We start from the raw sequence: 13,112 nt of genomic DNA, 5'->3' as shown, positions 1-13,112 counted from the left end.
ACCTCATCGTTGCTTGCGGTGTGATCCCCCAGAGTCTACCGCTGTTCGTTCATGATCCGTGCGACTTCACCGGACGCCTTGAGTTTTTCGAAAGCGAGTTGGGCCTTGGCGACGACGTCATCCGGCGTGCTCAGGCTGAAGGCCAGGTGGACCCTGTGGGGTTGTTCATCGAGGGTATAGACCTCTTCCAATGAAGTGAAATCCACTTGGGCATCTTGGCTCATCAGGCGCGCGGTGTTTTCCGGCATCGGCAGCAACTGGATCTGCCGATTCAGCAGTTTTTGAAAGTTGTCGTGGTTGTTGGCCGAGATGACCAACCGGGTAAACCCACGCTGTTGCAAGTAAATCTGCTTGGCGTCATTGCGCACCACACCGATGCTGTACTGCTTGGCCTCTTCGAGGTTGTTGACGGCGATATCTTTATTGTCACGCATTTTATAGAGCCGGCTCGCCACCCGATGTATTTCACCCACCCATTTGAACAATGCCTCGCGGGCCGGGGTGCGGTCCAGTGGGAAGATCAGCACGTTGGGCTCGTGCAATGCTTTTTCGTAGGCCCGAGCCCACGGGTACAGCGACAGGCTGTAATCGGTGAGCTGCGCGTTTCTCAGCGTCTCCTCGGCGATGAGAATGCCCGGCCCGACGACCTTGTTGTCACGCTGATAGGCGTACAGGGAGTCTTCGGTCACGACTTCGATTGCCTCGGCGTGGCTTTGCAGGCTGATCGAGGCGAGTAGCAAGCATGAGCAGAGTATCAGGCGAACGTGCATAGGCAGACCTCATGACGCGTGATGGTTGTTACAGGGCAACGCGGTCGCGTCCCTGGTGTTTGGCCCGGTACAGCGCCTGGTCGGCGCGTTGCAGCAATTGATCGAAATGGTCCATGGTTTCCGGGTCCAGCTCGGCGACGCCAATGCTCACGGTGACGAAAGGCGAGACCTTGGAGCCGCTGTGGGGCAGCTCACGTTCCGCCAGGCTGGTGCGAAAGCGTTGAGCCGCCTGACAGGCCTGGGCGGCGTTGATGTTGGGCAGGACCACGACGAACTCTTCGCCGCCTACGCGGGCGGTCAGTTCGCCAGAGCGGCCGAACACGCTGCGCAAGGTTTCGGCGATCTCTTTCAGGCACAGGTCGCCCTGCATGTGGCCGTAGGTGTCGTTGTAGATCTTGAAGAAATCGACGTCGCACATGAGCACGGCCAGCGGGGTGTTGTGACGGATTGCCCGGCGAAACTCGATTTCCTTCAATTCGTCGAAGTAGCGACGATTGGCCAGGCCCGTCAAGGCATCGTGACGGGACAGGGCTTCGAGGGATTGGTTGGCTGCTTTCAGTTCCGCGGTGCGTGCCTCCACCAGTTCGGCCATTTGATCGCGGCTGGCGGCCAGGGCCAGTTCATCCGAACGCTGGCGTTCGAGGTGGGCGCGCAGATTGTCCTGGAGTTCATTGACCTGGAATTCGAGCAGGCTCAGTTCGTCCTGGCGATGCACCGCCCGTTGCAGCTTGAGGTGACGCTTGAGGGTATGCGGCGCGAGTTCGCCCAGGTGACGGGCGATATGCACCACATGCACGGTCACCAGTCGGTTGAACATGGTCATGATCAACCCGGCCAGCAGCAAGGACTGGATGAGCTGGGTGATGACGATGCTGCGCGCTTCGCTCCAGAGGCGCTCCCACAGCAGGTTGTTGTCGCCTTCGATGGTCAGCTCACCGACTTTTTCATGGGCTCCGGCGTAGGGCTGGGCGATGAGCTGGCGATGCAGCACCGGCACCACGCCCGATTGATCGACGGCGTAGCGCTTGAGCTCGATGACTTCAGGCGCTTGCCCGGGGCGCAGGATGTTCAACACCACGCGACCCACGGGGGCTGCCCCGGCAACGCTGGTGATTTGTTGGTCGAGAGATTCGCGATCCAGTTCCCAAATGGCATGGGCCAGGGTGTTCTGGAACACCTGGTCGATCAGGGCTAGCTCCGAATTCATTTCCGCCAGGTTGTTTTCCCAGGCCAGCCAGGTGCGCCAGGTGACCATCGCCAGGGTAAAGAACAGGCAGAACAGCAGCGTTGCCAGCACCAGGCGTCGCCCCAGGGAGCTGAACGCCTTGGTCGGTGGTGGCTGGGAGGACGCCGTGCGGAAAGGGTCACCCATGTCATAACCATTTGCGCAGGATGGCGTCGTAGACCCCGTTGCGGCGGATGGTCTCAAGACCGGCGCGGAACTTCTCCACCGTCTCGGCCGGCGTCTTGCGACTGAAGGCCATGTTCAGGCCATCTGCGCTGCTCAGTTCGGGAAGCGCCAGGGAGCGGATCAGCACCTTGTCCGGGTCTTCGCCATTCTGGCGCGTCAGGTACAGCGCGTTGAGCTCGTTGGAAATCCACAGCTCGACGTGATCGACCTTGAGCTTGCGGTAGTTGTGTTCGTACTTGGTGCTCGACTGCAATTCCTCACCGATGCGAAACCCCTTCGAGACCAGGTATTGCTCGCCCACGTCCTGATTGACCGTGGCGATCTGGTGACCATGGGCGTCGGCCAGCGAGTCGAGTTTTACCGGCCGGTCCGCCAGCGAGTAGATATACCACTGCGTCGGGCCAATGGTGCCCACCCACTGGAAAAGCGATTCGCGTGCAGGCGTGCGGACGATCGAATAGATCAACACGTTGCTTTCATTGAGCGCCAGGTCGTAGGCCCGGGCCCAGGGCATCGGCTGAATGGGCGCGTCCATGCCGACTTCCTTGAGCACGGCCTGAACCACTTCGGTGCTCATGCCGGTCACGCGCCCGTTCTGCGTCATGTTGTAGGGCGGCAGCTCCTCCGTCACGATGCGCAGCGGTGTCTCTGCCGCGTAAGTGCTTGCAGCGAGGAACATCAGGACGCCCCACATCAGCAGGCGATTAAGCGGCAAACCCATTGATTATTACCCTATGCAACTGGCAGAGCCCGGCGAGGCCCTGGGCTGTTATTGATAGGGTTATCGGCTGGACTGACGCCTGCTTGAGTACGGCCCGTCGAAACCGACAGCCCAGCCGACGGATCAACCGTTCAACAACGTCATCGTCTGCGCCTGGTATCGGTCGCCCGCCACCACACCGTCGCCTGTGAAAATCCCATCCAGCTGGGCCAATTCGTCAGCGTTCAACGCCACCGAAGCCGCCGCCACATTGCTCTCCAGGTACTTGCGCTGCTTGGTGCCCGGGATCGGAATGACGTGGTCACCCTGGGCCAATACCCAACCCAGGGCCAGTTGCGAGGCGCTGATGCCCTTGTCCGAGGCCAAGGCCTTGACCCGTTCGACCAGCGCCAGGTTGCGCTTGAAGTTGTCGGCCTGGAAGCGCGGGTTGAAGCGGCGATAGTCATCGGCGGCAAAATCCTCCGGTGACTTCAGCTCGCCGGTCAGAAAGCCTCGGCCCAAGGGGCTGTAGGCGACGAACGCAATGCCCAGGCGTTTGCAGGTATCGAGCACGCCATTGTGTTCAGGTTCGCGGGACCACAACGAGTATTCGCTTTGCACCGCAGCCAGTGGGTGCACGGCGTGGGCTCGCTGGATGGTCTCGGCGCTGGCCTCCGAGATGCCGATGTGGCGGACCTTGCCGGCCTTGACCAGCTCGGCCATGGCGCCGATGGTTTCTTCGACGGGCACCTCCGGGTCGATGCGGTGCTGGTAGTAGAGGTCGAGGTAGTCGGTGTCGAGGCGCTTGAGGCTGCCGTCGATCGACTGTCGCACATATTCGGGGCGGCCATTGACGCCACGGGCATGGGGATCGCTGCTGCGCACCAGGCCGAACTTGCTCGCCAGGTACAGGCTTTCACGCTTGCCTCGCAGGGCACGTCCGAGCAGTGCTTCGTTGGTATGCGGCCCATACATGTCGGCGGTGTCGAACAGCGTCACACCCAATTCCACGGCGCGGTGCAGCGTGGCAATCGCTTCGCCCTCGTCCGTGCCCGTGGTGTAGAAGTCCGACATGCCCATGCAGCCCAGGCCGATGGAGGAAACGTAAGGGCCGCGATGGCCGAGTTGGCGGGTCTTCATGCTGATAGCTCCTGGAAATGAACGACCTGTGCAGTCTCCAGCAAGGGGTTTCCTGGATAAATACCCTATTATTGGTTTAACTATTCGGAATATCTAAATAATGAGGCGCGACAGTGGACCGATTACAGGCCATGCAAGTGTTCCGGCGTATCGTCGAGCTGGGCGGTTTTGGCAAGGCGGCCGATGACCTTGGCTTGCCCCGAGCCACGGTCAGCCTGTTGATCCAGCAGTTGGAAGCCCATTTGGGCGTGCAACTGTTGCAGCGCACCACCCGACAGGTGCGCGCAACGCTCGATGGCCAAGCGTATTACCAGCGCAGCGGCCAGTTGCTGGACGACCTCGATGACCTGGAAAGTTCGTTGTCGGCGCAACGGAGCCAGCCGCGTGGCACCTTGAAGGTGGACATGCCCATCGCCTTTGGCTGTACCTGGATCCTGCCGCGCCTACCGGATTTCTATCGCCGCTACCCGGCGTTGCAACTGGACATGGGTTTTCATGATCACCAAGTCCATCTGCAGCGCGAGGGCGTGGATTGCGCAATCCGCGCCGGCACTATCCTTGATCAAGGCTTGGTGGCGCGGCCCATCGTGCGCCTTCATCAGTTGACCTGTGCCAGCCCCGGCTACCTCGCTCGGGTCGGCACGCCTCGGCGGCTGGAGGATTTGCCGACGCATCAGGCCATTGGCTTTGCGTCGGGCAATGGACGGTTCTTCCCGTTCGAATTCGAGGTGGCGGGGCGGGTGCGGGAAATGCAATTGCCGAGTGAGTTGACCGTCAATAACGCCGACGCTTATGTGACGGCCTGTGAAGCGGGATTCGGCTTGATCCAGGTGCCGCGTTACCACGTGCAACGGCAGTTGGCCGAGGGCAGGCTGGTCGAAGTGTTGAGCGAGTACAGTGTGCCGGTGTGGCCGATCTCAGCGGTGTACCCGCCCCATCGACAGCTGTCGCCCAGGGTTCGGGTGTTTATCGATTGGGTGGTTGAGTTGTTGCAGGGTGAGGCGGATGTGCAGCCGGCGTTGATGGAGAGGGCGTAGAGCCATGGGAAAACTTTGTGGGAGCGAGCCTGCTCGTGAGGGCGGCACATTCAGCATTGATGCAAGCAGACCCACCGCCATCGCGAGCAAGCTCGCTCCCACAGGGATCGGCGGTGGACACTGATCTTATAAACGACCAAGAACCTGTGTGGGAGCGAGCTTGCTCGCGATGGCGGTGGTTCAGTCACATGGATGTTAAGCCTACCGCCCTCATCGCGAGCAAGCTCGCTCCCACAGGAAAAACGCGGTCCCCATCAAGAGCCAGATCGGCTATCAGGCCGCCTCGGGGTGGACGTTGATCTGGAGTGCCCCGTTAACCACGATGGCCGAACGCAGGCACCGAGCGGTGGGGCAGAAGCGCTTTGGTCACTTTCGCCTGGGCCGGCTTCCGGATTTTCGAAAGTGACTCGCCGTCAGGGCGCAACCCTAAGTGGCCGTTACCGCAGCAACGGATATACACACCAAAAAAACGATGCCTCTCGGAATGAAAGACCAGGATCTCGGGAAGGCTTTTATCGAACGTGTTGGTTTTACCCCAACACCTCAAGCCTTGACCCAACGCTGGCGACTCCAACCGCTCAACGTATCGACCGCCAAAACCAGCAACAGCATCGCCAGGATCACCGTGCTGCCTTGGGCTTCCTGGAACAGGCTGAGGCTGACGTAGAGCATTTGCCCCAGTCCCCCGGCGCCGACGAAGCCGAGCACGCTGGCCATGCGGATATTGTTTTCCCAGCGGTACAGGACATAGGCCAGTAGCTGGGGCAGGAGGTTGGGCAGCGTGCCGTAGCAGAACGCCAACACGGCATTGCCACCTTGCAGGCGGATGGCATCGGCCGGTTCGGAGGGGGTATTTTCCAGGGCCTCGGCGAACAGTCGGCCGAGCACGCCAGTGGTATGCAGGGCCAAGGCCAGGGTGCCGGCGTTGGGACCAAGCCCGGCGGCCAGGACCATCAGCGCCGCCCAGACCAGTTCTGGAACGGCGCGCAAGGCGTTGAGCACCAGGCGCGAAGCGCTTTGCAGCAGCCAGCCGAAGCGCCCGGCCGCCGGCAAGGCCAATAGCAGGCCGAACACCGCCGCAAGCAGGGTGCCAAGGGCGGACATGGCAAGGGTTTCCAGGGCGCCATGACCGATCGCCTTCAGATGGCTCGGGCTCAGGTCCGGGCTGAGAAAGCGCTGCGCATAAGCCGCCATCCGCTGCAGATTGCCGCTGTCGCCGAGCTCGCCCAGGTCGATGCCCAGGTAGATGAACGAAGCCACGACTGCCGCACCGATGCACAGGAGCATGACCGCGTTGAGCAGGCGATTCATGCCAGCCTCCAGCGCAGCAGGCGGCTGAGTTGATCGGCGAGCAGCACCAGTGCGAGGAACGTCAGCAGCAAGCTGGCCACTTCACCGCCGGCGAACATGCGCAGCGACAGGTCCATTTGCTGACCCAGCCCTCCGGCCCCGACGAAACCCATCACCACCGAGGCGCGGATCGCACATTCCCAGCGGTACACCGTGTACGACAACAGTTCCGCCGCGACATTGGGGAGGATCCCGTAGCAGAAGGCCGCAAGCCGGCTGCTGCCGGACTGCAAGAGGGCGTGGGCCGGACGCTGGTCGACCGATTCGTAGATTTCCGCATAGACCTTACCCAGCATGCCGCTGTAGGTAATGGCAATCGCCAGTACGCCGGCCGTTGGGCCGAGGCCTACGGCGCGCACGAAGAGCAAGGCCCAGACGATTTCCGGCACGCTGCGCAAGAAGATCAACACGCCGCGTACCGGCCAGCGCAGTAGTTGACCCCAATAACCCGGGTGCCCGGCGCGGGAGGCCGCCGACAGTGAGAGGGCGCGGCTGGCCAGTAGGCTCGCGGGCACCGCCAGCAGCAATGCCAGGGCCATGCCGGCCGTGGCGATCGCCAGCGTTTGCAAGGTGGCCTGCCACAGCAATTCAACGAATTCGTCGCCATGGGCGGGCGGCCAGAACGCCGCGACGAACCGGCCCATTTCGCTCTGGCTGTCGCTCGCCAGCAGCACGCCGAGATCCAGCTCGCTGAACCGGATGCCCGGCCACAGCAGCACAAGCGCCAGCAGACTGAGCAGCAGGCGCGGGCGGGTGGCGGGGTCTCGGGTATCGCGTGTCAGCATCGGGGAATCTGCACGCTCAAGGGCGCGTGGGGCGTTGTTGGCGAAGACTGCAGCTGTTCGTTGGCGTAGAGCGTGTCGAGCAACGGACGGTCGACCGCCTCGGTGGGCAGGTCGAAGAGGATCTGCCCGTCCCGAAGGCCGATGACCCGGGAAAAGTGTGCCAAGGCCAGTTCCACCGCGTGCAGGCTGGCGACCAGGGTGACGTTGTGTTCCCGGGCGTGACGGCACAGCACCGAAAGCGTGTGCTCGGCCAAGACCGGGTCCATAGCCGAAACCGGTTCGTCGGCCAGCAACACCTCCGGCGCCTGGTACAACACCCGGGCAATGCCCACGCGTTGCAGCTGTCCGCCGGACAGTTGCTGGCATTGCGCGAACAGTTTGTCCCCCAGGTCCAGCCGGGCCAATGCCGCCCTGGCGCCTGGAATATCCAGCGGGTGCAGCAGGTTCAACAAGCTTTTACCGATGCCCCACTGACCCAGTTTTCCGGCCAGGACCGCCGTCACCACACGCTGGCGTGGCGGCAGGGGCGGCGATTGGTGAATCAGACCGATGCGCGCGCGCAGGCGCTGACGCTGACGGGCGGACAGTTGCCAGGCGCGTTCGCCGAGCAACTGCAGCTCGCCGTTGCCCGGGCGCAGGGCGGTGGCGAGGAGGTTGAGCAGGCTCGACTTGCCCGCGCCGGACGGGCCGATGATCGCGACCTGTTCGCCGGCGCCGATGTGCAGGTCGATGCCCCGTAGCGCCTGGACGCCGTTGGCATGGGTCACGCTGACCTGGGTCAGTTGCAGGGTCATTTGAGCAGTTCGGCGGCGCGTGCGGCTTCCTCGATGCCCTTGTAGTTCTCAGGCTTGGTTTCGATGAAGCGACTGGCGGCTTGCAAGTCGAGGATTTCCTTGTCCTTCGGGTTGGCCGGGTCGAGGGCCAGGAAGGCCGCCTTGATCTTGGCCGCCAACGCCGGGTCGAGGGTTCCGCGCACCGTCCAGTTGTAGTCGAAGTAGGCAGGGGTGGTGGCGAAGACCTTGACCTTGGTCGTGTCGACCTTGCCGGCCGCAACCAGTTTTTCCCAGACGCTGGCGTTCAGCACCCCGGCGTCGACCTTGCCGGCTTGGACCCAAGCGACGGTGGCGTCGTGGGCACCGGAGTAGCCCACACGGCTGAAGTAGCTCTCCGGCTTGATGCCGTCCTGCAGCATGAAATAGCGCGGCATGAGGCTGCCGGACGTCGACGACACCGAGCCGAAGGCGAAGGTCTTGCCCTTGAGGTCGGCGAGGGATTTGACGGCGGGGTCGGCGGTGATGAATTTGCTGGTGAACTGGGCGTCCTGTTCGCGCTGGACCAGCGGGATGGCGTTGCCGGTTTTCAGGCGCGCCTGGACGAAGGTGAAGCCCCCCAGCCAGGCCATGTCGATGCGGTCAGTGGCCAGGGCCTCGACCACCGCCGGGTAATCGCTCACGGGGACGAACTCGACCTTCATGCCGGTTTGTTGTTCCAGGTAAGCACCCAGCGGCTTGAACTTGCGCAGCAGCTCGGTCGGGGCCTCATCGGGAATCGCGCTGACTTTCAGGGTGTCGGCGGCCTGCGCCAGAAAGCTGCAAAACGACAGGGCAACACCAGCGGCCAATGCCAGGGAAGGCTTGAGCATGGAAGATCTCCGGTACGGGAAGGCAAGGAAAGTTGAAGCATCACGCCCACAGGGATGGCGGTACGCCGTTCTGTGAGGGTAGACGAAGGAGAGGGATGTTAACCGTTTCTGGTTGTGAACTCACCCAATCCCCTTGTGGGGGCTTGCTCCGGGCGACGACCCGACGATAGCGATGGTTCATGTGGGAGCGAGCTTGCTCGCGATAGCGGTGTGTCAGTCACCAACCTTGTAACTGATCCTTCGCTATCGCGAACAAGCTCGCTCCCACAGGGGGCCGTGGCGGGCGGGAGAACCGAGGCCTCGTCAGGTGAGGCCTCGGCGAACAGGCGGTCAGAACAGCTTGGTGAACAACCAGTAGAGGCTGCCGGACAGCAGGATGGCGGCCGGCAGCGTCAGCACCCAGGCCATCAACAGGTTGCGGATGGTGCGCATCTGCAAGCCAGAGCCGTTGGCGACCATGCTGCCGGCCACGCCGGAGGACAGCACGTGGGTGGTGGACACCGGCAAGCCGAACATGTCGGCGGCGCCAATGGTCAGCATGGCGACGGTTTCGGCTGAAGCGCCTTGGGCATAGGTCAGGTGGGTCTTGCCGATTTTCTCACCCACCGTCACCACGATGCGCTTCCAGCCGACCATGGTGCCCAGGCCGAGGGCGATGGCCACGGCGATTTTCACCCACAGTGGAATGAAGCGCGTGGAGTTGTCGATCTGCTGCTTGAACAATTGCAATTGGGCGCTGGTGTCGGCGTCGAAGTTGCCGACCTTGTTCTTGTCCATCAGGCGAATGGTTTCGCTGGTCAGGTACATGTCGTTGCGCACGTTGCCCACGGCTTCGGCCGGTACCTTGGCCAGCGAGCCGTAGCCCTTGACCTCGGCGCCGATGCTGCCAGTCATGGCGGCCAGGGCCGGCACCAACTGCGGCGTCGCCTCCTTACTGCCAACGTAGGTGGTCAGGATCGCCCGCGGGTCCGTCGGGGCCGGCAGCGGCGAGTGCTTCACCAGGGCCTGCTGGGTGACTTGCGCCACGGCGGCGAATTGCAGGGCCTGGTCGGCGGGCATGGTGCGGTTCAGCGCATAGGCCATCGGCAGGGTGCCGACCAGGATCAGCATGATCAGGCCCATGCCTTTCTGGCCGTCATTGGAGCCGTGGGCGAATGACACGCCGGTGCAGGTCAGGATCAGCATGCCGCGAATCCACCAGGGCGGCGGGGTGTTGCCTTGCGGAGCCTTGTACAGCGAGCGGTTCTTGACGAAGGCCCGCAGCGCGAGCAGCAACAGCGCGGCGCAGCCGAAGCCTACCAGTGGCGAGAGCAGCAACGCGTAGCCGATCTTGGTCGCCTGGGCCCAGTCCACGCCGCTGGTGCCGTCACGCCCGTGCATCAGGGCATTGGCGACGCCGACGCCGATGATCGAGCCGATCAAGGTGTGGGACGAAGAGGCCGGCAAGCCCAGCCACCAAGTGCCCAGGTTCCATAGGATAGCGGCGATCAGCAGGGCGAAGATCATGGCGAAGCCGGCGGAGGAGCCGACTTGCAGGATCAGTTCCACCGGCAACAGAGCGATGATACCGAAAGCCACCGCGCCGCTGGCGAGCAGCACCCCGAGGAAGTTAAAGAAGCCCGACCAGGCCACGGCCACGTTCGGCGCCATGGAGTTGGTGTAGATGACGGTGGCCACCGCGTTGGCGGTGTCGTGGAAACCGTTTACGAACTCGAAGCCAAGGGCAATCACCAGGGCCACGCCCAACAGCAGGAACGGCGTCCAGGTGGTCACCACGGTGCCGAGCTCGTTCATGTCGTGCATCAGGCTGTAGGCGGTAAACAGCAGGCCACTGCCCAGTACCGCGAAAAACACCACCAGGGTGAGCACGCTTGGCTTGCGGTTGAGTTGCGGCCTTGAACTGGGGGCGATGGCACTCGATGAGTCCATGGCCAGGGTCTGGTTCGTCATGATGCAGTCCGATTCAGTGGGCAGTGAAAGTGGGGCTCGGTGCCGGGCGTCCCTGCCTGGCGGGTTTCAATAGAGCTGGGGCACGATGAGCTCCGGTGGCGTCGGACTGCGGGAGTAGTCTTCCTGTCGAACTCGCTGCGGCAGTTCGATGGTCGGCAGTTCCACTTCTTCGTAGGGCATTTGCCCTAGCAGGTGATGGATGCAGTTGAGCCGGGCTTTTTTCTTGTCGTCGGCGTGCACCACCCACCAGGGGGCTTCGCTGATGTGCGTGCGTTCGAGCATGATTTCCTTGGCCTTGGTATAGGCCTCCCAGCGCCTGCGGGACTCCAGGTCCATGGGGCTGAGCTTCCATTGCTTGAGCGGGTCATGGATGCGGCTGAGAAAGCGCAGATGCTGTTCCTGGTCGGAAATGGAAAACCAGTATTTGATCAATTGGATGCCGGAGCGGGCGAGCATCCGCTCGAATTCCGGCACGGTACGGAAGAACTCTTCGTACTGGTCGTCGGTGCAGAACCCCATGACTTGCTCGACCCCGGCGCGGTTGTACCAACTGCGGTCGAACAGCACGATTTCCCCCGCCGCCGGCAGGTGCGAAACGTAGCGCTGGAAGTACCATTGAGTCCGTTCACGGTCGTTCGGGGCGGGCAGGGCGGCGACGCGACACACCCGGGGGTTGAGCCGCTGGGTGATGCGCTTGATCACGCCACCCTTGCCGGCGGCGTCGCGCCCTTCGAACAGGATCACGACCTTGTGCCCGGTCTTGACCACCCAGCTTTGCAGCTTCACCAGTTCGCCCTGAAGGCGGAACAGTTCGCTGAAATACAATCGGCGGATTTCCTTCTCGCTGCCATCCGGGGCGTGTTCATCGAACAAGGCGTTCAGGTCATGCCCGTCTTCAGATAACTCCAGCTCCAGTTCTTCGTCATTGTGATCCAGCAGCTCGCGGTGGATGCGCTGTACCAAGGTGTCCTGGGTTGAAAACATGATGGAAAACTCGGTCGTGGGGGCGCGACCCACGCTAGTTGCAATTTGTTACATAGTAGTGACGGTCATCTGCGCTTCATGGGCCTGTCGCAGGCTAAAACAGGGGGTGTCATCCAGGTGTCATCGAACCCATGGCAGGATCCTCGCAAACCATCGTGGGATGCCCGCAGCGCTTGTGCCTGCTGGCTGATGAATCAAGGAACACCCCTATGAAAGGCGACGCCCCCCTGTTCGCGGCCATTGACCTGGGCTCCAACGCCTTTCGCCTGGTGATTGGCCAGTCGGTCAAGCGCAATCGACAGTTGGTGATCCAGGAAGTGAAAACCCTGCGCGAGCCGGTCCGATTGGCCGAGGGCCTGCAAGCCGGGGCTCTGGACGAGTTGGCACTGGATCGAGGCTGGCAGGCCCTGGCCCGCTTCGGCAAAAAGCTGCGTGGCTTTGAAGCCGGACGGGTACGGGCGGTGGCCACCAGTGCCGTGCGCGAAGCGGCCAATGCCCAACTGTTCCTGGCCAGCGCCGAGCGGCACCTGGGGTTTCGGATCGACGTGCTGTCCGGGCATGAAGAAGCCCGGCTGGTGTATGCCGGTGTGGCCCATGCGGTGCCCGGTGTCGAGCAGACACGACTGGTGGTGGACATCGGCGGTGGCTCGACCGAACTGATTCTGGGACAGGGCGCTCAGCCGTTGTTGACGGAGAGCATTGCCATCGGCAGTGGCACCTTTGGCGCGCGTTACTTTGCGGGCGGACGTATCACCGCTCAGGCGCTGCTGGAGGCTGAACGAGTAGCAGTCCTGCAGTTTGAAGAAGTGGCGGCGCGTTATCGCGCGCAGGGCTGGCAGCAGGTGATCGGCTCATCCGGTACGGCGCGGATGTTGGCCAAGGTGCTCAAGGCCAATGGTCTCAATGACGCTGGGCAAGGCGGTATTACCTACAGCGGGTTGTTGCGCCTGTCGTTGCGGCTGCTGGAAGTCGGGCATGTCGACCGCCTCAGGTTGGCCGGTTTGCAGAGCCATCGCCTGGGCATCCTGCCCGGTGGCCTGGCGATCATGCTGGCGGCGTTCAAGGTCTTCGGTATTACAGACATGCTCGCTTGCGAAGCGGGTCTCAGGTTCGGTGTGCTTCATGGCCTGATGCACAAGCACTGATCCCGAACGGTTGTCCCGCTGTGCCGAACATGCGCAACGGCTCAAGGTCGAGCATCGGCGCTCTGCGGTTACCCCCCTTTGTCAGATCATCCAGCATTTCGTCGCCTGGGCAGCCGGTATGTCCGGTGATCGCAAAGCGTCGGCCTGGATCAGGATGATTGCGCGAACGGGGCTTTTCGCTCTTTCGATCTGCAGTCA

At 62.6% G+C, this 13,112-nt stretch carries 12 protein-coding genes; 2 read left to right on the top strand and 10 right to left on the bottom strand.

Annotation, left to right across the window (positions count from 1 at the left end; all coding sequences use genetic code 11):
• Positions 1 to 35: 35 nt before the first annotated feature.
• The 4 genes from PSH84_RS21660 to PSH84_RS21645 all read right to left on the bottom strand — a co-directional run bounded on the left by PSH84_RS21660 (position 36) and on the right by PSH84_RS21645 (position 4,021).
• Entirely contained in the window at positions 36 to 770 is a 735-nt protein-coding gene (locus PSH84_RS21660) for a substrate-binding periplasmic protein (protein ID WP_122565831.1), read from the bottom strand.
• A 28-nt stretch (positions 771 to 798) separates the two neighbouring features.
• On the bottom strand, positions 799 to 2,142 hold the full coding sequence (locus tag PSH84_RS21655) for a GGDEF domain-containing protein (RefSeq protein WP_122565830.1): 1,344 nt from the start codon (positions 2,140 to 2,142) through the stop codon (positions 799 to 801).
• A 1-nt stretch (position 2,143) separates the two neighbouring features.
• Positions 2,144 to 2,902 (bottom strand): substrate-binding periplasmic protein, encoded by a 759-nt coding sequence (locus tag PSH84_RS21650; protein WP_122565829.1) that lies wholly within the window; start codon positions 2,900 to 2,902, stop codon positions 2,144 to 2,146.
• A 123-nt stretch (positions 2,903 to 3,025) separates the two neighbouring features.
• Positions 3,026 to 4,021 carry an aldo/keto reductase gene (locus PSH84_RS21645; RefSeq protein ID WP_305481781.1) on the bottom strand — a complete coding sequence of 332 codons (996 nt, stop codon included), beginning with the start codon at positions 4,019 to 4,021 and terminating at the stop codon, positions 3,026 to 3,028.
• Between the two features lie 113 nt (positions 4,022 to 4,134).
• On the opposite strand from PSH84_RS21645, the gene PSH84_RS21640 reads away from it, so the two are divergent.
• Entirely contained in the window at positions 4,135 to 5,058 is a 924-nt protein-coding gene (locus tag PSH84_RS21640) for a LysR family transcriptional regulator (RefSeq protein WP_122565827.1), read from the top strand.
• A gap of 543 nt (positions 5,059 to 5,601) precedes the next feature.
• Here the strand turns inward: PSH84_RS21640 and phnE are convergent.
• From phnE to ppk2, 6 genes are all read right to left on the bottom strand, one after another.
• A complete protein-coding gene (phnE, locus tag PSH84_RS21635; RefSeq protein WP_305481780.1) occupies positions 5,602 to 6,369 on the bottom strand; it encodes a phosphonate ABC transporter, permease protein PhnE in 768 nt (255 codons plus the stop codon).
• Positions 6,366 to 7,193: a PhnE/PtxC family ABC transporter permease gene (locus tag PSH84_RS21630; RefSeq protein WP_305467453.1), complete on the bottom strand. Its 828-nt coding sequence runs from the start codon at positions 7,191 to 7,193 to the stop codon at positions 6,366 to 6,368. The genes phnE and PSH84_RS21630 overlap by 4 nt, the downstream gene beginning before the upstream one ends.
• Positions 7,187 to 7,987 (bottom strand): phosphonate ABC transporter ATP-binding protein, encoded by an 801-nt coding sequence (locus PSH84_RS21625; RefSeq protein WP_305467451.1) that lies wholly within the window; start codon positions 7,985 to 7,987, stop codon positions 7,187 to 7,189. Before PSH84_RS21625 ends, PSH84_RS21630 begins: the two co-directional genes overlap by 7 nt.
• The gene (locus PSH84_RS21620; RefSeq protein WP_122565823.1) at positions 7,984 to 8,835 is read right to left on the bottom strand and encodes a putative selenate ABC transporter substrate-binding protein; all 852 of its coding nucleotides are present in this window, start codon (positions 8,833 to 8,835) and stop codon (positions 7,984 to 7,986) included. The genes PSH84_RS21625 and PSH84_RS21620 overlap by 4 nt, the downstream gene beginning before the upstream one ends.
• Before the next feature lie 330 nt (positions 8,836 to 9,165).
• A complete protein-coding gene (locus PSH84_RS21615; RefSeq protein WP_122565822.1) occupies positions 9,166 to 10,785 on the bottom strand; it encodes an inorganic phosphate transporter in 1,620 nt (539 codons plus the stop codon).
• Between the two features lie 66 nt (positions 10,786 to 10,851).
• Positions 10,852 to 11,769, bottom strand: coding sequence for a polyphosphate kinase 2 (gene ppk2, locus PSH84_RS21610; protein WP_122565821.1), 918 nt, complete (start codon positions 11,767 to 11,769; stop codon positions 10,852 to 10,854).
• 209 nt (positions 11,770 to 11,978) lie between these two features.
• Here ppk2 and PSH84_RS21605 point away from each other — a divergent pair, with 209 nt between their 5' ends.
• Positions 11,979 to 12,914, top strand: a complete 936-nt coding sequence (locus tag PSH84_RS21605; RefSeq protein ID WP_122565820.1) for a Ppx/GppA phosphatase family protein — start codon at positions 11,979 to 11,981, stop codon at positions 12,912 to 12,914.
• The last annotated feature ends 198 nt before the right edge of the window (positions 12,915 to 13,112 follow it).

Origin of the sequence: Pseudomonas beijingensis (assembly GCF_030687295.1) — a bacterium.
Taxonomy (GTDB): Bacteria; Pseudomonadota; Gammaproteobacteria; order Pseudomonadales; family Pseudomonadaceae; genus Aquipseudomonas; species Aquipseudomonas beijingensis.
The sequence above is the reverse complement of the archived record's forward strand: the minus strand, read 5'-3'. Positions and strand labels throughout refer to the sequence as shown.